Here is a 22,090-nt window from a genome sequence, read left to right as displayed (position 1 = left end):
GAACGACCATTTCCATGAAAAAAATACTTTTAATTTCAACTTCTTTATTTATAAGTATTAGTGCTTATGCTGATTGCTCAAACACTAAAACTTCATTTGAAGCACAAAAGTGTTTAAACCAAGAAGTTAAAGCCTTAAAAACTCAACTTAATGCAACTTATAAAAAAGCGTATGAGACAACTTCAGCCAAAGAAGAGTTAGATAATGCACAAAAACAATGGTTAAGTTTCAAAGAAAAACAATGCGGTGATTTTGTTGTAGCGGATACTCAAGGAAGCCCAGCAACAGTTGAATATGATTTAACTTGCCAATCTATTCTTTATAAACAACGCATTGCATTTTTAAAGGAATTATTTAACCAATAAGCCCTTTTGCATTTCTAGCCATCTGAACCATTGTATTTTCATTGTTACGTTTAACCAAACTAGCAGTTTCCTTAGGATTATTCGCCTCATTAATAACCATGTCAGTTTTATGGGTTTGGTAAATAGTAATATTTTTTGAGTTAGAATTTGCCGAATTCAACTGATCTTTATAAGGATTACTTGAATTTGGCGCCCCAATATTTTTAATACTGAGATTCGAAAGGTTATTAGTTCCCAAAGCATTATTTACACCTAAAGAAATGGCAAAAGGTTTAGGCATTTTATGCTTGTCAGCAGAAGGTGTACCATGCACATGTACAGCTTTACCTGATCCAAAAACCTGTCCAGTTTCTTTAGCTTGTTTCTGCACCTCTCTAACCCATTTCTTAGTTGTACTACTTGCCTCACTTAAATAATAAGGATTTGCATAAGAGATATTTTCGCCAACTATAGACTCTTGCCCAGCTGCTCGTTTGGCAACATATTCGCGAACAAACTTTTCCATACGCTTAGACACCCTAGACATTGGAACTTTATCAACACTTCCATAAGCGCTTTTTCTAGGTGCATTAATGTCTGAGAATGCCCAGCGTTGATTAACAACTCCTTTGACACCCTCACCAAACTTTCCAGAAGCGACCCGATTCAAAATTGTGTCAACTACTCCAGCAGCTTGATTCTCAAAGTCCTTGCCCTTCAAAGAACCTACTACCTCAGTAGATGCAACTTTCATAATATCAACAATATCCTGTTCAGAAAGTTGTAAAACTCTTCCGCTTTTTGCTGTAGAAACTGTGCTCTTAACATTACTTATTGTTGTCTGAGTTGCACTAACCACAGCAGCTGCACCAGTTTTAGCAGCTTCAGTTACTGCTGCAACAGTTTCTTTTGCGGTTCCTGCTGGATCATCAATTGCCTTGGTAACAAACTCTACAGTCTTATCTTTTAGGTTTTTGATTAACTCGGCCAATTCTTTTATACGTGCAATCGCCGTTTCAATACCCCCTTCCCATTTAGACCAATCAATTAAGCTCTCACCACCATTTTTCCAAGTTTGGTAGTCATCCCACAACGCAGCAATAGCAGCTGCAAGTGCTAATACAATACCGATCGGGGAAGCTAAGAAGGCTAAACGTAACGACTTGATCAGGAAAAGAAGCCCTTTCAACATTGGCAGTACTGAGGCCAATTTGGCAATCGTTCCAATAAAACCACCAAAGATGACGGCGAGTAAGGCAAACTTTAATCCAGTGGCCAGAATTGCTTTAAACCTTGGATCTAGTTCAGCGAACCAAGCAATAGCACTTCGCAAGAAGTTATTAATCATCTTGAGGATGGGGATAAGTGCCTGTCCAGCAGTCATTACAACAACTTCCGTAATGGCCTTAGTTGTCATGGTGATATCACGGAACTGGACCATGAACTCTGTACCAGATTTAGTTAGCTCATCAGTTAAACCAACGTCCTGCCGTAATTTCTGGTATTTCTCCATGTTGCCGATGAACTTATCATCACGCATGGCCATAAGAGTATTTTCATCAATACCCAATGAACTAGCGTATGCATTGGCTTGGTAGTAATCCATGCCTTTCATAGTCTTTGAAAGGTCTTTCATTACTTCCACACGGTCACGTAACTGGCCGTTACCATCACGGGTAGCAACACCCATGCCTGTTAGCATGCCTTCATAACCGGGGGAGTTACGCATCTTTTGGGCCACATTCTCAAGTGACTGTAATGCATTTTGCGCATTACCACCCATCTGTGAGATTGCATCACCGTAGGCTCTAATATTTGAAGCAGATGCGCCAATACGTTGAGATGAGTAATACAGCTTATCGAGTTCACTTGCTGTCTTAGCAACAGCAACAACGGCACCAGTTGCCAAAAGCAAAAGTGTTTTATGCAGTAATGTTGCTTTGAGATCTACCCCTTTAAGGGCATCACCCATCTTTCTAGCGCCTTCGTTATCCGTAGAAAAACCCAAGGACACAAAGAAATCACGAATAACTGTATCGCTCATGTTTATCTCAACCTTTCTTCTGATCGTTAAATCTTTCAATTAAAAGCTGGTTATCTGCCTGCACATCTAATGCATCGTTCATCAATGCAATATCAGCTAGATCTACAGTTCCATCTTTTAAAGACTCAAAACGACAAAGACCACGAATCACCGGCCGTAAAAGCCAATCTTCGTGGTCTGGTAAATGCATATATTTTATGTGGGCTGCTTCTTGCTCAATGCCTGAGTAAGCAACCCTCGAATAAAATTTCCCAAGTTAATACGAATCGCTGCAATTGTTAGCGGAAGGATGTGCTCGATACCCAAGTCGTCAAACATCAAGGCATCTTTAACTACTAATCGTGCACCATCGCGTGTAACGACAGATAAGCACTTTTTCATAACGTAGTTAGCATCTTCTTCGGGCATCTCAGCAATTGCATCGATAAATGGCTGAATCGCCGCACCAAAACTATTTAGGTCAAAATCCTCTAAAGCGCTTAGATCAGGATTATCGGGATCATCCCCAAACTTATCTAAGAGATCCATTACATTGCTTTTCAGGATCTCAGTCATGAAGGGAACAATCGTAGGAACAATAGGTGCAATTTTTCGGGATACGTGAAATTGATCAAAAGCATCTAAGCGGCCAATTTCGTAATTATGATTACCAATTAGCATTAGTCATATGCTCCTAACTTCTGATCGATCTTGATTGCATCAAAAGCCCACTCGTTAAAGTCACCGACTGTCTTATACGCTAGATCAGCATGCTTCTTAAAAGCACATTTCGTGGCGGTCGCATTGTCACCAGATCCGGTATGGTTCAACGTGATTGTGTTCTTGCCCCACTTTTTCGTGCTTGAACGCTGGATGTGGTAAAGATTGGAAAGCTTGGCATTAACTGGCGATGTTTTTAATAATCGTACAGTCACAGTACCAGACTTATTAGCACTTAAGGAATGCATCCCTTCACCGTCAGCGCCAATAGTCATTTGGTTAGCATCAGCAGCCATTGCAATGGTAATACCTTCATCTGCAACGCCCGCACCGTAACCAAGGTCAATTACCCCATCATCACTGGCGAGTGTGCATTGAGTATCCATAAATGAATATGTAGACATATTTTCTTGTCCTTATTAGCGATTTACTGAGACAAGCACATCAGAGAAATGTGTTGCACCAGCCAATTTGATTGCGATTTGGAATACTGGAGATTTACGCGCCTCACGTTCAGATTGAGCTTGATCATCTAAACTATTGGCAAAGACGTAATATCCTTTTGGAAGATAGTCACCAGTTTCTAAGGCCCCAAAAGAATCACCATTCCACTGACCGGGACCAATAAGACCGTTAGTTACTGCCTGCTCTAATGCTCGCTCAAGTACCGTACATTGACGATTTACGCCACTTTCCAGTTGTGGAACTTTGGTTGGTGTGGTGTAGAAAAGATTCCACAATGCTGTCTCTAAATGGTTTTGCAACCAATCAAGACCGTGACGCTCATCAATGAATGAGCCGTCACACATTACACCTTCTTGAAGAATTGCTGTGTCGTTGTTGTAGCCGGCAAAGACATTACAGTTTTTATCTTTAAGCGCTTTTGCTTGTGAGACTTGCAAGTCTTCAGCTTCTACACCTGGTAGCTGCTTAAACTTCAATGTAATGGTTGTATTTGTGCCATTAAAGTTGACGCTAAATGCTCGTCCAAAAACCGAAGCTGCTGCATGTGGGGTATCACCAGAAAAGATTGTGAATACTCGACCATTGTTGGCTTTGCTGAGCTTATAAGCCAGATCAGTTGTGCTGGTACCATCCAAAGCTAATGCGTTTGTAATTGTCTGGCCATAAATACGTGGTGGATTTGCAGCAAGAATAAAATCTCCTACTGCCTCAACATCAGCGTCCGAGATTGGCTCAGCGATATCTAACCCATACCATTTAAGGGATTTATCAGCTAAGTGAGTAATCGCATCCATTAAAGGTTCCGCTGCATAACCATTGACTGGTACCGAAGCATGACCGACTGTTAAACCCATTAATGATGAAACGTCTGTGCCAGTTGCATTGGCAATAGCATATGAAATGGTTGATGTGGCACCAGTGGTTAATGATGTAATTTCAAAACGGTTATATACATCGTTCCAAGTTACTGAAGCGGTACCAAGCTTTGTCGTTAATGCTGACGCTACACCATTGAGGTTAGTTACTGCTGAAAGGTTTAAGGCAGTTACTACTTTCTCAACGCCATTAATGGTGATTTTCATCGAACCATCTGCAATAGCTGTGAAGTTCGCAATATCACGTTGAGCTGAAGATAAAACCGCACCTTTTAAAACGGCCGAACTTGCAGATTTAACCCAGCGTCCAATATACAAAACTCGTGGTTTAGGTACTTGGCCAAAGTACTTTTGAGCGGCTTTGTATTCTGGCGCATCAGTACCGAAGTCTAATGCTACTGGCGTAGGGTCTGAATATTCACGCAAACGTTCAAGTGGATCTACTACGCCATCGGTAGCCCCCAATACAAGCAAAGAGCCAAAGCTACGCGGCCCCGCTGCTAAAGCCGCCAAACTAATGGAGACATTAACAACATCAGAGGTGGACAATGTCATGGATTACTCCTCGGAAATTCTATAGGTCCAGCATCTACAAAAGATTTAACTGCAAACGTACGTAATGTTTGCCGCTTAAAGACAGCGGTTAGGTCATATCTATGTACATACTGATTATTGAGAAAGTCAGGCGCGGTGATGATTTCACCCACCTTGATAAATTTGATTTTTTGCGCTTTGAGTTGCGCGATATTTTGCGGAATGCCTAGACCATCTTTGAGGACGTTTGCGATCGTTTGGCCGTGGTCGCCATAGAACGATAAAAACAGCATCAACTCTTCATGTCGAATTGAATCCATTGTTTCGTCTTTCTGGTCGAAGTATGGCCCATCGTCGGGAGTTATTGACTTTACGGCAAATGCACACCAATCCTCACCAACGGCGGGAAATGGTGGAGGCTCAGTTTGAAAACGTGGCCGAACCATATCACCTGGTAAAGATGTAATCCCGACAATGAAGGCTTGAAAGATGTCCTCTAGGTCTTGGTCATAAGCAGATCCGCCGCTAGGGGTGATATATCCCCCTGAAGCAGAGTCACCCATGATTTACCCCAGTGGTTTAAGCTCGCAAATAGCTTTTATAAAACCTTGGCCATAATGCAAGTTATCTAAGACTTGAGTCACAATGTAGGTTTTACCCTTCCAAGTAATCTCATCAGCTTTGTTATTTGCATCACCCTGAATCAAAGCAAATTGCGTGTGAATGTTGATCGCACCCTTGATCAAAGTACCATCGGCACGGCGGTCCATTTTGATACCGTTATTTGTAGTAACAACACCAGAAAAAGAAGTATTTGTAATCGTCTCTTGCGATCGTCCGTTGTTTCCCACGATGACCTCAGTACGCTTGCAAATAATGCCCGTCTCCATAAAGTCGGGATCTAGTAAAACGTCAGAAACATCAAGATTAGCCACGCTTTACCTCCTTATCCTTTTTCATAATTACGTAAGTAACCGACTTTCTCAGCTCACCGGTATCAATCAACGGCCGAACTAAGCCAGACTCAGCTGAACCAGTTTCAAGCTGCTTAAGATACTGTTTTGCGCCTTTACGTCCACGCCGTGCTCGAGCACGGATTGTGGCCAAAGATAGAGGGGCAAATTCACCATTAACGAAATAGGCTCGAACTGAATTCATAGCAATCATCCCAGCGGATTCAAGCAACATCATCATTCTTTGGCTATTACCAGCTAAAGCAGCATCAACCGCTTTAACGAGCTTATCGCCTACCGGTTCTTGAACTTCTTCAACACCCGGCACCAGAAAAGGTCGCTCAGGAATGTTTTGAGAAGGTGAGCCACTTTCCATAAGGTAGCCAATTTGGGCATTGGTTAAACCATCGCCATCAGTACGTGCTTCGCCATGAGGAATACCGACTAGCACATCCATTTGGGATAATTCAGCCATTGCTTGGAAAATGTCAGCTAAGCCTTTACCACTTGATTTAACGCCACTGCTCATAGTTGGATGCCTCCTGCACCAGCCATCAGCAATAACTGATAAAACTGAACTCCCCATGTTGTCTGGTTCCAGTGGCCAGCATCGGCAATAAGCACACCCGAAACATCCATGGACTTTGAAACACCATCAACTGATTTAGATGTTTCATTTCCAACAATCTTTCCAGCATCACCACCAATGCTTGCAGCACCCATCGCACGCTTATAAAGCGTGAGATAGTGAGCAATAAACAGTGTCAAACCATAATCAAGCGTATCCCCCCAACGTTCCTCACGAAGTAACTTTTTCCCAAGGTTTAAATAGAAATTAAACTGAAATGACGGATATTGCGCAATATCAGCAAACACCGGCATTTCTTCACGAAAAGAGGATTCACTGATCATTAATTAAGTTTCCTTTGGGGTGTCTTTTTCTTTGCTTGGTTCTTTAACTGAAGTAGCCTTGGCCAAATCAGCTTTTAATTTTGTGATTTCAGCATCACGATCCTTAATCACCTTTTGAGCTTGATCTAGAGCATCCTTTGATTCACTCGCTTGGGTTTGAAGATCTTTAGCGGCCTGGATTTTAAGATTAGAGATTTCGGTATCACGATCTTTTACAATCCCTTCGAGTTGTCCGATTTTCTTTGTAGCTTCATCAGACTGAGTTTGAAGAATGCTTAATTCTTCATTCACTATTTCTAGTTGCTTTTGCAACTCACTTGTCTGGATATCATTATTAGAAATCTCTTGGCAGTGAGCTTTAACAAACCAGTTTTTGGCGACCTCTTCCTCTACATGTTGTAGCCCCATAGGTAATTTAAGAGATTTCGGTTGCCCGTTTTCGTCTGTTCCAAGATTTACCGTCAATGGACGAGAAAGAAGAATTTGTACTTGTTTGCTCATGTCTTAATTCCCCTTATAGACCATCTGCATAGAATGCTGTTTCCGGATAAATCCATTCAATTGCACCTAAACGACCATAGTAGGTAGTTAATTGACGTAGATCTCGATATTCAACTGGAGTGCGTTGTAAAGGAACCATTGGGAAGCGAACACGGTTTTCACTTTGCGTATAACACATCATACGGTCAGTACCCGCCGTACCTCGCTCTATACACCACTTGGAAGGCTGGATGTCTAATGGCTTACCGTTTTTAGCATAGGAAATACAATTGACTTTGATATATTCCAAAACTGAAATATTGCCAGCTTCAGAAACTTTACGTGTTACTGCTAAACCAAATTGTTCCGGTGGCAATAACAATTTAGAAGGGCAAACTGCAAAGCCTGAAGCAATCCATGCGTTATATAAAATCATATTCACATCGGCCAGCATTTCGTCTGCTGTTGCCAACTTCCAGCTCTTATTAACGTTGGTAGCGCCTACCTTGTCAGAGTTCAAAAGACCTTGAACACCGATAACTTCATCACCGATATAAACTTGCTCATCGGTATCCATATTGTGTTTAAGGATTAAACCACTGTGTTTTAAGGCATCAACTGGACGACCAGCTTGACGAGCAGATTCTAATTCCGGAATGGTCCAGCCAATCTGGTTAGCCCATAGAGTTAATGGCTGTGCTGTTTTACCAATATCTAACGCAATACCTTGGATAGCATCTGCATTTTTACCTACCCAGGATTTACCTTGAGGTGAAGCGCCTCCAGCTGCTGCAAATGATGCATTTGAAAAACTCGAAATCTCATCTGCAATAGATACATCAGAACGTAAGTCAACATCACGCCCCCAGGTAACATCTACCAAAGGCTCATGCATTGTTTGATCAAGACGCTCTAATTCACCCACCATGAAAGCGCCGGTACTATCGATAGTTCGAGAATCAAAGGTCATCATATGGTCACGAGTACGTGCTCGTACTGGTGTTGCTGTTCCCATGGCCAAAGCTTGAGCCATAGTGTTCGCAATTAATAGCTTACTCATATTGTCTTTTCTCCAGGCACAAAAAAACCACCTAATCGGTGGCCGTGCTGTTCAATAATTTTTAAATGTTAAATGAGATTTCTACGTTGCCTTGCGCATCAGCATCATGCATAAAGAATGCATTCGGTAAGATAATACTGTTTGCTCCATCTGCTGCGGCTTCAACACCTCCAATTGGTTTAGCCTCAGTGCCTGCAGCGATACGTACATAAACCGTGCCCGCTTTCTTTGCAGTGCCTGCATTACATTTCACCGTCATATAGCCACGGCGTAAAACATCTTGAATGCCGTTAGGTAGAGGCGTTGCTTTACCAAGTTCGTTTTGTGCAGATTGAGTTGGATATGCACGTACCAACAAACCATAGATACTTGCTGCTGTATCTGTTCCAGCTAAGAGAACAAATTTACCTGTAGCAGTATCAATCTTCCCGAACAAACCAAATGCAGAGAATTGCGCCCCTACTGGATGTGATTCGATAGTTGATTGGCTTTTGCGAGAGACATCACCAGGAATGCCACTCGGCATGCGATATAAAAATGCATTAGACATAATTCTTATCCTTGCTTGTTCCAGAATTCACGGTTGCGTTTATTAATTTCAGCTGGCGTTGGAGCAGCTCGGCCAAAATCAGTGGTTTTAATTCCAGAACGAATGCCCTTTGCATTGTTCTGTTGTTTGATGAGTTCCGATGCCCCAGCAAATGCAGCATCAATGGTGTGGCTTGGCAAAATATCAAAATCAGGATTTTGACCAACAAATGGAGTGATAGCTTTCTGGCCGTCTTCAGTAGCAAATGCGGTTTTAAGAACTGCGCGTTTAGTATTTAAAACAGCTTTTCCATTATTCGCGCTGTCGAAGGTAGGCATGCGATAACCAGGCGAAAGAATTTCGGCACGTGAAATGACTTCTTTTAATGAGTCACCGGTATAAGTTTGCGTACCAGATTCATCAAGTTTTTTAGCTGGTTCTGGCTCAGTTAAATCACCGTCATCCTTTGTTTTATTTTCCGGATCGTCGTCATCATCTTCGGTTTTCTTTTCAGGATCATCACCATCTTTGGTTTTCTTTTCTAACTTAACCAAACGAGAATCCATAGTTTTGAGCATTTTGAGGATTTCACGATTCATAGCAGCATCACTAGTTTTGCCCTTATCGTCATCTTCTGGCTCTTCGTCTTCTGTAGGAAGATCCAGATCCTCATCTTCTACAGCCTTGGCAATTTTTTCTGCTTCATCTGCATCACCAGTTTTCACCAAGTTACGAATACGGTCAGCAAAACTGATTTTTTTCTTTTTGACCTTGGTCGTCATAAAACTATCTCCAATCGAGCAGCGAGAACCGCATCGCCCTTTATCAACTAATGCAATATGGTTAACTACAATATTGCTCTGAACCCCTTTGCCCGGGCTGACTTGTGTATATTCAGCATCGTAACCAAGAGAAATTTCTACCTTGCCTTTTTGCACAGCTTCAATGGTCGACTCATCCATAACTAACAAGTCAGCCATTAAATACTCTGCATCTTCACCTTCACCTTGGTGAACGTTGTGACTAGATCCTTTTGATAGTAATTGCCAATTTTTAGGATTTACCCAATCCTCAGGATGATCATCGGTAACGGGTTTACCTTCTGTGCTAGCAATGGTCGTGGGTGAAAATAAAACATCATCTCCACGGTAAACTTGAATCAATCCGGTGTTATCAGGCTCGATTGGCACCTCACCATGGCCATAGATTAAAATTCCAGTTCTGGCCAATCGAACATCACGGCAAAGTAAATAACCTTCTGGCGTAATTTCACGGGTACGGCCAATCTGTCCTGAGGTAAAAATGTTGGACCGATCTACTGTTTTATTGCCCTTATCTTTTTTGCTTTTAAACATGGTTCACCTTTTTCAGGCATTAAAAAACCACCCGAAGGTGGCTGTGTTTGTAAACTGGATTGAATGAATGCCGAAACTCTTTTAATGCTTCTCTGAAATCATATTCATCAAAAGCATAAACATCTTTAAAAAATACCTTTCCATATTTTTTAACGAACATTCTTCGTTTTTCGTACCGAACGGTTTTTACTCGCTCTCGATAAGTTGGCTCTCTGTGGCCCCTTACAGCAACTACTGGAGAATGTTCAATAAGTTGAATGCAATCCATTGGCATACCTAGTGAAAACTTATAACCATCATGTGGACCACCAAAAATGGTAAAGAAAATTTGCATTTAAATATCCTCTGGAATAACTGGTTCGGCATAACAACGACAATTAGGCAGACACCCAGCATGTCCTTTTAAATTGTCCAAAGTTGGCGGTTTGTCCCAAGCAACAAATTTCCCATTCATAGCCTTATGACTTGGCCGTACATCACCATCTTCACTTGTGCGCCAGATGTAACCCTCTGAGCCTAGATTCTCGGCTCTAGCTTGAGTAAATACGCATGATGCTCGGCTAACCTCAGTACGTGCAATTGTGATTGCTCTTGATCTTGTGACGCGGCCAGTTGCCATAATCAAGCCAGCAATCTCACTTGAACGGTTGCCCTCAATTAACGAACGTGTAGAAAGGTCATGAATACGCTGAGCTGCATCTAATGGCAATGACTTAATAAGCCTTACCTGGTCATTTAGAAGCTGCTGATATACGGCACCAACTTCGGTATTCCGGATCTGTTCACGCACACCACGGGAAAGATCTTCTGCATAGATGAGCCAAGTTTTCTCATCACGCAATGCAACATCGGCAATGATTCGACCAGCTGCATTTTGTGCCCAATGGTGGAGAGTATTTGCATACTCATTTAATGAAGCAGCCATTAATGGATAAGTGGCAGGGTCATTTACATCAAAGCCCTTAACGATTGTATCGACATAACCAGCAATCTTTCTAAGCTGCTGGCTGTATCGTATCTCGGTCTTTCTCGCTAGGTGAGGTGTTATACGATTTATTTGTCTCTTCATCATCTTTACCTTCACCCGGTGGCGGTGGATCTTCATCATCAGCGTCTTTAATTTCCTCATCAGTGATGTGAGAGAAAACACCCGTAACTTCACTTGATTGGCGCAATTCTTTTAATGCCGTTGATCGTTTAATGAGTCCACCTTCTTCAGCGGAAATCACTGCTTCTGTTACACCTTTAGCTACATTTGCTTTTTTCTCATCATCCAATTGCCACAATGATGCGAATTTAAAACTAAATGAATCAGGTAAAGGCTTACCAAGTACAGACACATGCAACACTGCGTAGAGGATCTGCAACGGCGTTCGTAAACGTCCTTCTTGTTGCTGGTTAATATTGTCGTAATAGTTGGCTAGATCAGACTCACCTGTAGCATTTAAACCCGCTGGTGACTGACCAAATAAACGTACAAGTGGTATGCCTGTAGCACCTGAAATCTGTTGCCCAAATTGCAGCAGAATATTATCTAAACCCGAAAAGTTGTACTGATGTGCTTCATAGGTATCATCAGCATCCATTAGCGTTAAGCCTTCATTAGACTGCCACTGTCGGATCTGATTGATCTGTTTTACAAGAGCCTCATAAAGTTGGCCACCAGCAGCAATAAGACTACGCAACCCTTTAACTTTATAAGTCCGTAGATGAGCTTTATAAACCAACTGGCCAGCACCTAAAGTAGCGCTATCAAAAATCGTTAGCCGATCCTCCAATCGCTCAATAACTGATTGCCCCCAAAGGTTTTCAGTAATTGATTGGTTGTATGGCAGCTCTACGCCATCCATACGGATGACGCGCGAATAGTGGACTTTTTGATTACACAAGCCTACTGAATCGGTAATCACGTCGTAATAGCGAGGAGTACCATAATCAGGGCCTAACTCTGTGACCAAATCTTGTAATGTTGGTTGAACCATCCATCGATCAAGAACCAATAAACCTTTAAACTGATCTTTACCAATAGTGTTGACATTTAAAGGTGTTGATACGTTTTGACCATCAATCATCATGACAGCAATGGCACCACCGTAAAGACGTGACCACTTAATTGTTTTATTAAGCCGCCCCCATACTTGTAAGCGATCCATCTCCTGATCTATCTTTTCCGATTCTTTAGGATCTGATAGGCCATTCAATTTGACACCCTTACGTGTCATATCGTCAGCAACAACATCAACGACTTGGCCAACTACCCAAGATGATCGATACATCGCTTCAAGCTTTAATCTGTCACGACTTAAAAAATTAAAGCCATAAACAGACTGATCATGCTGATTTCCAGTACCTAACCCAACGCGAGCGGCAAAGTTCTGGAATGAATCTTTAGTAAATTTAATTAAGCCCATAACTTTCTCTTTTACAGCTTGCCCCAAACGTTGAGCTCAGCAATTTGTGGGTTAAAACAAATCATGACGCTATCCGCCCGGTTAGGTGAGGCAGTACCATCAGGCTGTTTATTGACTAGGATTTTTCCAACACCATTTTTTGTGTAGGTAGGTTGTGATAGCTCTGTAGTGAGTAATGCCAATTCCTTAGCATCGATATCTTCAGTAGAGAGTGAAATGATCATATCCGGATCATAATCACGCCCCTCAAGAGCTCTAAAAGTTTCCTGGAAACGCAAACGTAATGACCACCAAGACTGAGCTTTGAGATTTGCGAAAAAGTCTTTATTGAGACGCTTTTCGACCATTTCGCCTTCAGGATTGTGAACTGAACCAGATCCCCGGAAAGACTCTACATTTATTTCGGATAATCCTAACTCACGGCGTTTTTCATTAATCACCCTAGCATCACCACGGCACCCAGCTCCAAGACCATCGGCATCGTAGAACAACGTATCGATGGATTTCTCAAAGCAGAGATCCATCGCTTTTTGAGTTGTTCCGAAAATGTCATCTCCTTTACCTGACCATGTAGACAAGTAATTCATGACAACGCCATGTCGACCTGTAAATGAGTTTTTATCCTTACCTTCATCGGCTACATCTAAGCCACCAATACGATCACCTGTCGGCTCTAACTGAAGCTTTTTATGAGCATCGATTGCAGCCTGAACCCAAGCTGAAGGAATCAAGACACCTTCAACAGATGCGGCATAATTAATATCGACCTCTTGAGCAAGTACCACATCATCAAGTGTGGCTAGCTGCTTTTCATACCATGGGTAAATAACTTTGCCGTTATATGTAACGGTCCAGTTCTTATCCGGGTTATCTCGCCAAGGCATTGTAAATACTGAATAGCGACCACTAAAACGATCCTGGTGAAAACGATCACCAATACCGTTAGGTGTAGATCCTTTAATATGAACGTTTGTGTTTTGCGAGATTGCAGCATCTACAGCTTCTTGCCGTTCTACGAATGCCCATTCATCCAAAAAATACATCGTGGTACGTCCACCACGGCCGATATTGTCGCCCGCCTCACCTGTGATGGTTGCGCCGTTATCTGGGTTAATGATGCGCATGTAGTTATCATGCACTTTTTCGACAAAGCCCTTAGGTTTCATCCAACCAGGCATTTTGCTGAACATGTCGCGGAATTTATGAAAAAGGGTTTTAGGGTCGCCCTTCTTATCTACCAATTCCTCTTTACGACTACCAACACCACCCGCAAAGCCTTCAACGAATAACCAACGATGCAAGAAAAAACCCAGTACAACGTAGCTCATACCCTCATCACGGGATTTTTCAATTAGACCATGTGTCTGAGTGCTTTCACGCTCCAGCAACCACCCTACAAGTTCAACCTGTTTAGGACGCAATACAAAAGGAATATTTGCAGGTAAGCCAAACGACATACCACGCGGATCGTATGTCCAGATCCAGTGGTTAAACCAATGCACTGGATCCTTGCTGCATTTGTATATTTCTGCCTGGATGCTTAATTCATTTTGCTCAATTACAGCTTTGTAGTAGTAGCGCCGTGTCATCTCAGCGATAACATCAGGCAAGCGAGTTTTAACCGTCCATTCTTTAATTAACGGTGCAATCTCTTCCAATGCATATGTCATAACTTTCCATTAATAGCCAAACGAGCAAGCTCTTGCGGAGTAAGTTTTGCAAGCTCTTCAGGTGTATATGTCGGCGGTGGTGGAATCTGAGTATTTTCTGTTTTTATTGCCCCACCACCAGCTCCAGTAATTTCGACCCGCTTCTCGTAAAAACCTTTCATGATCTTTTGCATTTGGTCCACGATCTTAATTGTCATGGTCACGTTATTTTTCTTGGTGAAAAGTAGATCACTCAAAATCTTTAACTGAACAATGTCATTAGCCCCGCTAATGTTGTGTATTGGCTGTTTGAGATATTCCTTTCTCGTTGCTTCAAAAACTTCCTTGTATTCCTTCCTTAAGTCACGCCCTGCAACTTTATTAGGGTCATACGCTTCTACTTGCTGCGCTGACACATCAATGTTGAAAGTTTCTTTGACGGCCTTAACAACTTCTGTGGGTGTCATGAATTGCGCAAGTGACCGAACTATAAAGAGTTGCTCGGCTTTTTTTAGCTTCGCCATAATTCAAAATCCATCAAGGCTCATCAAGGAAACAAGGCAAAAAAAATGAGCCAAAAGGCTCAACTAATTAGGCAAGTTCCACAGCACTTGGAAATATTTACATCTGATACAAACGGCGCTTGCTTCGCCACTTCAATAAGTCGCTTCACGTTCTCGTCTGCTCCCCATCGTTTAACTACGCCCACAAACTCTTCAACATCATGGCCAGCCAAATAATGTTTTGGTAGCCCAGACATTTCACCAAGAATAGGCTCACCGTCTTCATCACGCTCAACGCCGATGTGATAAAGCTCATGTTCTATAAGCGCACAAAAATCTCGGTCCGTTGCTTGTTCGCAAAAACTAGCATCAATAGTGATGAGATAAACAGGCACATAACCAAACCAATCACGCATCTGTTGCTCTTGACGAGCTTTACGCCAGCCGCCCACATTAAACATGACTTTTTCGCACTGGCCTGAAACCATTTGTTTTTTTACGGTGCAAGCTTGTGATGCCCATGCAAATGCAAGAAATCCCTCATTTTCATGTATCAACTCAGCTATATGGTTATGGTCAGGGTTATAAAGCACACCACCTATGGTTAGATAATTTTCAATTACCCAATCCATGAGATCTGGTGCCGGTGTTAAGCGTGTAGCTTCTTCATCATCAGCCTGATCAATAAAATCAGTCGGTGGAAACGGTCTTACTTGTTCCATTTTCGATTGCCTCTAATTTATTTTTGATCAAGTTAGTTACGTAGCCCGATAAAACTGCATCGGGATGGAAGCGCTCAATCTTATATCCCAGCTCTTCAGCTTGATCGTATCTATCAAGGCTCCAAGCTTTATTAGCCAACTTGCCGCCACGTCCACCAGACCAAGGACCACCCTCAATCTCAATCAACAAGCGTAATTTCACAATATGGAAATCAAAGCGCCAATGTTTTGTATTGATGGGTTGAAACTTACTTTCAAAGCCAATGGCCAAATCCGTTAATTCTTCTTTTAGAGTTGCTTCAGCTTCTAAATAGTTTTGCTTGGCTTTTGGTAATGGTGTGCTCTTTGGCTTGGGTTTTCTTTCTTTTTTCCTGGTGAGCATAAAATACTTTTTAGGATCCATCGCACCACCTATATTTATAAGAACCCCTCAGGTTTATTGTTAAGCCGTGCAATTAATTTGTTTTGCTTTGCTATGGCCAAAAAAAATCGCTCATCTAATTGAGCGATCTCTTCTTGGGTTAAGCCTTTCGTGGTGCAACTGCCTGTGTGATTTAGCTCTCTTTGGAGCTGTCCAATCTCATAAGTGATTTTTTGAAATTCAGTCATAAATGCTCCAAAAAAAGAAAAAGCCCCGCCAATAATCGATATTTAGCGGGGCCATTTGCGCCGTAATCCATTCGGCTAAAAGAGAGGCGTGCTTATAAAACACCTCTCACGAGATTAAAAAACTTATTTGCGTGTATTCCACTGGCGAATAGCATAATTAACAACTGATCTTTCTTCATAAATAGTGTCGTAATGAAAATTTTCATCCCAAGCAATCATCGCCCAGGCACTAGGACCTTTTGAACCACAATCATGACACCAGGTGAAAGCATCCCAAGCAATCGAGCCATCTTCATCCGGCTTTCCATAATGCGATGAATCAGTACAAATTGAATCAGATCCACAAAACGGGCAATTCAAAGATTTTTCATCTGGCTGTAATTCTGTTTTTTCTTGGTCAGCATGCCAGGTATTGCCCATTTTCTTTGCTCCAGATAAGCAAAAAGCCCACCAATTGGCGAGCTTTTAAAAACTTTGTCGGGCGATCTATGTATAAAGCGCCCATTTTAGAAATACTTATACTTAACCGTTCTGTCTATGTCAAGCTAAGGAAATTTCATCTGGCTCAAAATGAAACGATCTTGCAAGACCATTTCTAATACAATTTTCCCAATTTTCGATACATGCTTCCGCAATTAATTCGTATGGCTCATATCGCTCAGAATAGCCAGATTTAGAAACTTTTAATTTTGCGATCGTAATTTTCTCATGCAATGTATATGGACGCTTTCCTGTACTAGAACATTTTTCACAAAATTTTGAACCATCTGGATACCCTTTATCATTAAACAATTCCAGCTTACCCAATCCCTGGCAATGGCTACACATAGCCTTAGTAAATAGCCGCCCACGTAAAACAACTTCCGCTAAACCCTTGGCCACGTTAGTTAAGTCGCCCTGACAATTATTTGGCTTAAAGTTCTTCTTGATCATTTCCTTATGGATCTTACTAGCCAAAACGTTTCTAACACGGAAAAAATCAGTAGAATTAATATCACCTTTTTTGATTTCAACTTTGCCAGGTACTTCATCAATACGCTTCTTAACTTCCTTTCCATCAATTATCCTGGTCTCATAAATTTTTTTTGCTTCTGTAACTTCTGTAATGCGTTCAAAATCAACTCGCTCAATGAGCAGTTCAGCCCATTTTTTTGCCCCGGTAGGCAATAAAGCAATCTCCCCTAAGACAACGGATTTTGTGATTTTCCCCTTACCTTCGCTTTGAGCAATAGCAAGGCGAAGTAACTCAATAAAATCAAACTTTTCAATCAACATAATCGCCTTCCTATTTACCCTTTACCATTATTAAAAAACAACTTGTTAAAACCTTTATTCACATCAAAACTTTGCATATCGCCCGAAAACAAGCATTGCCGCATCTCGTGCATGTTCATTTGTACGTTTTGCCCATCCTGTAAGCTTTAAAAAATACTTAGCGTCAGTTTTGGTTTTATTTGCTGCTGGGTGAATCATCGAATAATTCAAACCCTGCTCCTTGCACCAATCCTCCCAAATCTGTGCATCACGCTTAACAGATCCAACACCCTCACGCGTACCAGCTCCACTTTTGGCTTGTCGTGCATCCGCGTTGCCGAACCAAGTGCGTTTACGTGCATCCTCAATAAATAATTTCATGTTTTGTTTGCTGTGGATTTCGACTAGCTCTAACACCTTGCTCATTGCCTGGGTAATCGTGAGTGAGCCAACATCCTGAAGTTGTCCCCCATTCCCCTGATCAATGGCCACTGCAAAACCAGTATTCACACCAGTATCAATCCCTATTAAAACTTTGCTCATTTCTTAACACCCTTGAGGGATTGCTTAAACTCATCAAATGATTTTTCACCGCCGCATCTGTAACAGATCCGACCGAGGAACCCATCTTGATCGACAAAATATTTAGAACCACATGTACATGGTTTAAAAAGTTTTTCTGATTCATCTCCCCCCTTTTGCTTAGTCTCATGTTCTTTACGCGCTAACCACCACAAAACAACCGCACCGCAAAGTACTGCTGTCACAAACGAAATGAGTAGCCCCCATCCCAAAATCTCGAATTTATTCATGCTGCCACCCCTTTGGATGGAGTTTTAAAACCCATCTCAATCAAATACGGAATAAATGGTTTTTGTTGCTCAGGATCTACCAGCTTTTGTGCCATACGCTTACCAGCATCCATCCAAGACTCCCCGGTATGACAAAATGAATCTTTGAAATCAGGATGGTTTACAAGTAGACGAGCAAACATAAAAAGCTGTTTGTCAGAGGCAAAAGTTATTACCTCCGGCAATGTGTTTTCAGAATTGGATTGTTGGCCACTTGAGTTTTTGTTTTCAAAAGAGCGTGGTGCCGGTGTTTTCATCTTTGCGTATTTAGCACGTGCTTTAAGCATCCACTCTGCAAAAAACTTAACCATGAAATCATCGGAGTGATTGCGATCCTGGTTAAAGCCTTCAAACGCTTTTAACTCTCTCTCAAACCATGAAGCTTTAAAAATCTCGTTGGTATCAATTGATGGATTGATAGAACAAATTTCAGATTTCAAATTTTCCAAAACAAACCACGTATTTTTTTTATTTTGATAATGTCTTTTGATAGTTGTATTTTGTAGGTTAAAAATTTTAACCACTTGAGGTAAAAATTCTTTACCACTTGCGGTAAAAATATTTAACCACTTGCCATTTGTAGTGGTAAAAAAATTTAACCACCTTGGCGAGTTATCCACACCACTACCCACAACATGAAGGTGGTAAAAATTTTTAACCAGTAAAGCTGTTTCGTGATTAGTTTTTAAGTAAAAGCCGTTTACTTTGCGATCTATTTTAAGACCATAACCAAAGTGGTTAAAATTTTTAACCACCTGTTTATCGAATAAAATAAAGGTTTTAACCAAGATCTTTTTATTAGGAAATTTAATTAGATTTCCTAAATAGTAAGCATCAACTGGTGAATAAACATTACCGTACTTAGATTGATGGTGTTTTTTTATTAACCCAACATTTTCTAATTCAGTTAAACATTTAATTACTGTGGGTCTGCTCTTCAAAGATAAACTTTCTAATTGGCGCAAAGAGAGCGCATCACTCTCCTTTGTCCAGCCACGTGTTTTGCGAATAATTAACAGATAGATCTTCACTGAAGCATCACTAATTTTATTCATGGCTTCGTCAACAAATGCGTTGGCCACCATAAAGGAATTGGGCGTAAATTTACTCATGATGTAAGTACCTCATGACTTTAATACCTTTTGAGTTACTCACTTCTGCTCACCTTCCTCAATGATTTGAATGAAAGTGCTGCCCAAATAGCGGATCCGTTTAGCCCGATATAAACTTGAAATGATTTGACCTGCATGGAGCAGATAAAGACCATGCTTTCCATGTTGATCCACCAAGGCTTGCATAAACTCATCACGTGTTACGGCAGCGTTGTTTACATCACGGTTTTGACGAGCTAAATTTTTCTTACGTCCATCAAGTAAACCAGAGAGAGTTCTCAAAGCTGGTTCATGCCACGATTGATAACTTTGCTGACGCTTTTGTTCTAAAAGTTTGTCTTTGGTTGATTGATTTGATAAATTAGTTTGCATATTCATTGATCCCAAATTGATGAATTAAGAAGCCTGATCTCGACCATCAGGCTTTTTTATTTCCAATTACTGAGAAATCCTCGACTTCCCGAAGCTTGACCATGCTTCCAATGCCCTGCCCTAAATTCCCTGTTAATCCCAAGCGATTCATCTTCTCCGCTGCTACAGTTACCGTATGCCATTCACCCATAATCATTTTTTCTAGGAGAACGCTTCCTTGTGCAGCAATTTCATTACCTTCCAATTCAGCAAGTACGACCAAACGGCTGTGCATGTCTTGATCAATGCGTATATGGATAGATTTTTTTTCAAGGCTCATAAGCTTGTCTCTAAACTACTGAAGCTTTGTTATCTTCAGTCTTGGGGGTTAAAAAGATTTCTGGAAATTTCAGTTTTTCTTTTGGCGGAATACCGCGAACGGTCCAGTTCTGAACACGATGAGAGCGATAGTTCAATTTGCGGGCTAATTCAGAAGCACCGCCATTATCTGCAATGAGTTTTTTATCTTCTTGAAGCGTTGTCATAAACAATGTCCTAAAACAAAATGTTTCATGAATACTAAAACATTTTGTTTTATTTGGTCAATCACTTTGTTTCACACAGATTGTTTTAATTTTGAGAAAATTCTAATAATTGTTTTAGGTTGTTTTGTTATGAGTGATAAAGAGATACACCCAACAATGCAGCGTATTTATAATGAAACTGGCTTAAACGCCAATTCATTAGCTTCGCTTTTAGATGTAGATTCACAAAAGGTCTATAACTGGGATAAGCGTGGGATTTCCAAGCAAGGTGGTTTACAAGTTTCACAAAAATTGAAACTAGATTACGCTTGGATTCTTACAGGTGCAGGCAAACCAAATATTGAAAAACTTTATAATGAGAAGACATTAAATGTATCTCCAAGAATTGGAGGATGGATTCCAGTGAAGTCCTACTCAAAGATGGGTTATGACGGTTTCTACACTGAAATGGGTTACGGCGGAAATGGAGGAGATGGTTACGTACCCTCACTTACAGCTGGAATTCATGCTTATGCTGTTAAAGGTACTGGCGACTCTATGTACCCTGCCATACGAAATGGATGGTATGTTGTTTGCGATCCTGATGCCACTCCAACACCAACCGAATTTGTTGAAGTTCAACTAAAAGATGGACGAAGAACAATCAAAGAATTTATCGGTATCGTGAATGATGTTTTGCATCTTCTTGCAGTGAATGGCGAGAAACGAACTACTTTTGATATGGATGAAGTAGATGCAATTGTTGCAGTAACAGATATTGTTCCACCTAGTAGACACGTACAAGAATATCCAACAATTCCATTGCAGGATATTCATTACGATTAATTAAGAAAAAACCAAATACCGCCTTAGGGCGGTTTTTTTGTGCCTAATAAAAATAACACATTTTGTTTTAAAAATTCTTGACCAAATAAAACATTATGTTTTATATTCTAATAACACATTTTGTTTTAACAATAAAAAAGCAGCTATGAAGTTCGAAGGTCCTAGCTGCTTAATACTCAGTGAGTAAAACGATTATGAATGTAAATGCAATTCCATTCAACCATATCAAAGTAACTGGTGTTACCGCTCTTGTTTTGATTGCTGGTTTAGCTTCCTGTGAATACAAGACAGCTCAATCTAGTTTAGCAACAAAAACCCAGACCTTTACACCGCAAACTCAACCAAGTTCATACGGTGTTCAAACGGCCCAGATCACAGGTAAGACATCAGGTATTGCAGTGGTCAAACTTGATGGCTTCCGAGTAAACGTAAGCTTTGACTTTGAGGCTCATCCGGATAGCTACGGCGTACCAGGTTCGGAATTTACTGCTGTTGATGTTACCCAGCTCACAATCAATGAAATTACCGATGTAAACGGTAAGTCATACAACGATTTCACTGATTACAACGATCACCGCAATATCAATGCCCTTCTTAAAGGCTTCATCGAAAAAAATCGCCTGGTGGAGGAATAAGTAATGAAAAAGACCTTCACCACACCTTTTCGTAAGTTTCTTTTTAAAGACCAGGAAGGTTTCTACCATGTACGTCTTGGTCCAAAAATCTATTTGGCCAAGCTGACTCTAGATTTTACGCCAGACTTTGATAAAGAGTTTACTGGTGGCAAAAGAGCTCAGCCATTCAACTGGTACAACGTACTTGTTAAGGATTCACAAGAAAGTGAGCCGCGTCCAATTACTACGGATGAATTATCACAAAAATGGTTCAAGCCTGAATTTAAGGGCGGTGTTAATTATCACCGTGCTATTGAGCAAAAGAACCGTACTCAACCCCAACGATACAGCGCAGAGCAACGTATCGCTTATAAAAACTCTCGTTATTAATTGG

32 protein-coding genes and 1 pseudogene are annotated in these 22,090 nt (G+C 41.1%); 4 read left to right on the top strand and 29 right to left on the bottom strand.

Going from position 1 to position 22,090, the window contains the following annotated elements; genetic code table 11:
• Positions 1-14 precede the first annotated feature (14 nt).
• On the top strand, positions 15-365 hold the full coding sequence (locus QLG01_RS00420) for a lysozyme inhibitor LprI family protein (RefSeq protein ID WP_151822197.1): 351 nt from the start codon (positions 15-17) through the stop codon (positions 363-365).
• On the opposite strand, the gene QLG01_RS00415 is transcribed toward QLG01_RS00420, so the two are convergent.
• From QLG01_RS00415 to QLG01_RS00275, 29 genes and pseudogenes are all read right to left on the bottom strand, one after another.
• On the bottom strand, positions 355-2,388 hold the full coding sequence (locus QLG01_RS00415; RefSeq protein ID WP_282495574.1) for a cell wall hydrolase: 2,034 nt from the start codon (positions 2,386-2,388) through the stop codon (positions 355-357). The two genes, QLG01_RS00420 and QLG01_RS00415, sit on opposite strands and share 11 nt — an antisense overlap.
• Positions 2,389-2,395: 7 nt before the next feature.
• Entirely contained in the window at positions 2,396-2,578 is a 183-nt protein-coding gene (locus QLG01_RS00410) for a hypothetical protein (RefSeq protein WP_133481767.1), read from the bottom strand.
• A gap of 5 nt (positions 2,579-2,583) precedes the next feature.
• On the bottom strand, positions 2,584-3,048 hold the full coding sequence (locus QLG01_RS00405) for a phage tail assembly chaperone (protein WP_282495573.1): 465 nt from the start codon (positions 3,046-3,048) through the stop codon (positions 2,584-2,586).
• Entirely contained in the window at positions 3,048-3,491 is a 444-nt protein-coding gene (locus QLG01_RS00400; RefSeq protein WP_133481763.1) for a phage protein, read from the bottom strand. Before QLG01_RS00400 ends, QLG01_RS00405 begins: the two co-directional genes overlap by 1 nt.
• A 15-nt stretch (positions 3,492-3,506) precedes the next feature.
• Positions 3,507-4,982 carry a DUF3383 domain-containing protein gene (locus tag QLG01_RS00395; protein ID WP_068525220.1) on the bottom strand — a complete coding sequence of 492 codons (1,476 nt, stop codon included), beginning with the start codon at positions 4,980-4,982 and terminating at the stop codon, positions 3,507-3,509.
• Complete coding sequence (locus QLG01_RS00390) at positions 4,979-5,524, bottom strand: hypothetical protein (protein ID WP_282495572.1); 546 nt, start codon at positions 5,522-5,524, stop codon at positions 4,979-4,981. The genes QLG01_RS00395 and QLG01_RS00390 overlap by 4 nt, the downstream gene beginning before the upstream one ends.
• A gap of 3 nt (positions 5,525-5,527) precedes the next feature.
• Positions 5,528-5,896: a hypothetical protein gene (locus QLG01_RS00385; RefSeq protein WP_016802836.1), complete on the bottom strand. Its 369-nt coding sequence runs from the start codon at positions 5,894-5,896 to the stop codon at positions 5,528-5,530.
• Positions 5,889-6,443 carry a hypothetical protein gene (locus tag QLG01_RS00380; RefSeq protein WP_282495706.1) on the bottom strand — a complete coding sequence of 185 codons (555 nt, stop codon included), beginning with the start codon at positions 6,441-6,443 and terminating at the stop codon, positions 5,889-5,891. Before QLG01_RS00380 ends, QLG01_RS00385 begins: the two co-directional genes overlap by 8 nt.
• Positions 6,440-6,826: a DUF4054 domain-containing protein gene (locus QLG01_RS00375; protein ID WP_282495571.1), complete on the bottom strand. Its 387-nt coding sequence runs from the start codon at positions 6,824-6,826 to the stop codon at positions 6,440-6,442. Before QLG01_RS00375 ends, QLG01_RS00380 begins: the two co-directional genes overlap by 4 nt.
• Positions 6,827-6,829: 3 nt before the next feature.
• Positions 6,830-7,327, bottom strand: coding sequence for a hypothetical protein (locus QLG01_RS00370; protein WP_282495570.1), 498 nt, complete (start codon positions 7,325-7,327; stop codon positions 6,830-6,832).
• A 13-nt stretch (positions 7,328-7,340) separates the two neighbouring features.
• On the bottom strand, positions 7,341-8,366 hold the full coding sequence (locus QLG01_RS00365; protein ID WP_282495569.1) for a DUF2184 domain-containing protein: 1,026 nt from the start codon (positions 8,364-8,366) through the stop codon (positions 7,341-7,343).
• Between the two features lie 61 nt (positions 8,367-8,427).
• Complete coding sequence (locus QLG01_RS00360) at positions 8,428-8,916, bottom strand: hypothetical protein (protein WP_282495568.1); 489 nt, start codon at positions 8,914-8,916, stop codon at positions 8,428-8,430.
• A gap of 5 nt (positions 8,917-8,921) precedes the next feature.
• A complete protein-coding gene (locus QLG01_RS00355; protein WP_282495567.1) occupies positions 8,922-10,250 on the bottom strand; it encodes a DUF2213 domain-containing protein in 1,329 nt (442 codons plus the stop codon).
• 19 nt (positions 10,251-10,269) lie between these two features.
• A complete protein-coding gene (locus QLG01_RS00350) occupies positions 10,270-10,584 on the bottom strand; it encodes a hypothetical protein (protein WP_282495566.1) in 315 nt (104 codons plus the stop codon).
• The gene (locus QLG01_RS00345) at positions 10,585-11,175 is read right to left on the bottom strand and encodes a phage minor head protein (RefSeq protein WP_282495705.1); all 591 of its coding nucleotides are present in this window, start codon (positions 11,173-11,175) and stop codon (positions 10,585-10,587) included.
• Between the two features lie 70 nt (positions 11,176-11,245).
• The gene (locus QLG01_RS00340) at positions 11,246-12,661 is read right to left on the bottom strand and encodes a DUF1073 domain-containing protein (protein ID WP_282495565.1); all 1,416 of its coding nucleotides are present in this window, start codon (positions 12,659-12,661) and stop codon (positions 11,246-11,248) included.
• Between the two features lie 11 nt (positions 12,662-12,672).
• Positions 12,673-14,331 carry a terminase gene (locus tag QLG01_RS00335; RefSeq protein WP_282495564.1) on the bottom strand — a complete coding sequence of 553 codons (1,659 nt, stop codon included), beginning with the start codon at positions 14,329-14,331 and terminating at the stop codon, positions 12,673-12,675.
• Positions 14,328-14,834, bottom strand: coding sequence for a DUF2280 domain-containing protein (locus QLG01_RS00330; protein ID WP_282495563.1), 507 nt, complete (start codon positions 14,832-14,834; stop codon positions 14,328-14,330). The genes QLG01_RS00335 and QLG01_RS00330 overlap by 4 nt, the downstream gene beginning before the upstream one ends.
• Positions 14,835-14,893: 59 nt before the next feature.
• A complete protein-coding gene (locus tag QLG01_RS00325) occupies positions 14,894-15,535 on the bottom strand; it encodes a putative metallopeptidase (RefSeq protein WP_282495562.1) in 642 nt (213 codons plus the stop codon).
• Positions 15,504-15,938, bottom strand: coding sequence for a hypothetical protein (locus tag QLG01_RS00320; protein ID WP_282495561.1), 435 nt, complete (start codon positions 15,936-15,938; stop codon positions 15,504-15,506). Before QLG01_RS00320 ends, QLG01_RS00325 begins: the two co-directional genes overlap by 32 nt.
• A 14-nt stretch (positions 15,939-15,952) precedes the next feature.
• Entirely contained in the window at positions 15,953-16,144 is a 192-nt protein-coding gene (locus tag QLG01_RS00315) for a hypothetical protein (protein WP_282495560.1), read from the bottom strand.
• 123 nt (positions 16,145-16,267) lie between these two features.
• Positions 16,268-16,564 (bottom strand): Lar family restriction alleviation protein, encoded by a 297-nt coding sequence (locus tag QLG01_RS00310; RefSeq protein WP_282495559.1) that lies wholly within the window; start codon positions 16,562-16,564, stop codon positions 16,268-16,270.
• Between the two features lie 120 nt (positions 16,565-16,684).
• Positions 16,685-17,419 carry a hypothetical protein gene (locus tag QLG01_RS00305; RefSeq protein WP_282495558.1) on the bottom strand — a complete coding sequence of 245 codons (735 nt, stop codon included), beginning with the start codon at positions 17,417-17,419 and terminating at the stop codon, positions 16,685-16,687.
• Positions 17,420-17,482: 63 nt separating this feature from the next.
• Positions 17,483-17,941 carry a hypothetical protein gene (locus QLG01_RS00300; protein ID WP_282495557.1) on the bottom strand — a complete coding sequence of 153 codons (459 nt, stop codon included), beginning with the start codon at positions 17,939-17,941 and terminating at the stop codon, positions 17,483-17,485.
• A 158-nt stretch (positions 17,942-18,099) separates the two neighbouring features.
• Positions 18,100-18,210 (bottom strand): annotated as a pseudogene (locus QLG01_RS00295) (putative phage replication protein); the annotation flags it as partial.
• Positions 18,207-19,361 (bottom strand): hypothetical protein, encoded by a 1,155-nt coding sequence (locus QLG01_RS00290; RefSeq protein WP_282495556.1) that lies wholly within the window; start codon positions 19,359-19,361, stop codon positions 18,207-18,209. The pseudogene QLG01_RS00295 and the gene QLG01_RS00290, both read right to left, overlap by 4 nt.
• 39 nt (positions 19,362-19,400) lie before the next feature.
• Positions 19,401-19,733, bottom strand: coding sequence for a hypothetical protein (locus QLG01_RS00285; protein ID WP_282495555.1), 333 nt, complete (start codon positions 19,731-19,733; stop codon positions 19,401-19,403).
• A 46-nt stretch (positions 19,734-19,779) separates the two neighbouring features.
• Positions 19,780-20,052, bottom strand: a complete 273-nt coding sequence (locus tag QLG01_RS00280) for a hypothetical protein (RefSeq protein WP_282495554.1) — start codon at positions 20,050-20,052, stop codon at positions 19,780-19,782.
• 10 nt (positions 20,053-20,062) lie between these two features.
• Complete coding sequence (locus tag QLG01_RS00275) at positions 20,063-20,257, bottom strand: hypothetical protein (RefSeq protein WP_282495553.1); 195 nt, start codon at positions 20,255-20,257, stop codon at positions 20,063-20,065.
• 129 nt (positions 20,258-20,386) lie between these two features.
• On the opposite strand from QLG01_RS00275, the gene QLG01_RS00270 reads away from it, so the two are divergent.
• From QLG01_RS00270 to QLG01_RS00260, 3 genes are all read left to right on the top strand, one after another.
• Entirely contained in the window at positions 20,387-21,082 is a 696-nt protein-coding gene (locus QLG01_RS00270) for a LexA family transcriptional regulator (protein ID WP_282495552.1), read from the top strand.
• Positions 21,083-21,276: 194 nt separating this feature from the next.
• Positions 21,277-21,717, top strand: a complete 441-nt coding sequence (locus QLG01_RS00265) for a hypothetical protein (protein ID WP_282495551.1) — start codon at positions 21,277-21,279, stop codon at positions 21,715-21,717.
• 3 nt (positions 21,718-21,720) lie between these two features.
• On the top strand, positions 21,721-22,086 hold the full coding sequence (locus QLG01_RS00260; RefSeq protein ID WP_282495550.1) for a hypothetical protein: 366 nt from the start codon (positions 21,721-21,723) through the stop codon (positions 22,084-22,086).
• Positions 22,087-22,090 lie beyond the last annotated feature (4 nt).

Origin of the sequence: Acinetobacter sp. V89_4 (genome assembly GCF_029967875.1) — a bacterium.
Classification (GTDB): Bacteria; Pseudomonadota; Gammaproteobacteria; order Pseudomonadales; family Moraxellaceae; genus Acinetobacter; species Acinetobacter oleivorans.
Note: the sequence above shows the minus strand (reverse complement) of the source record. Positions and strands in the feature narration are given on the sequence as shown.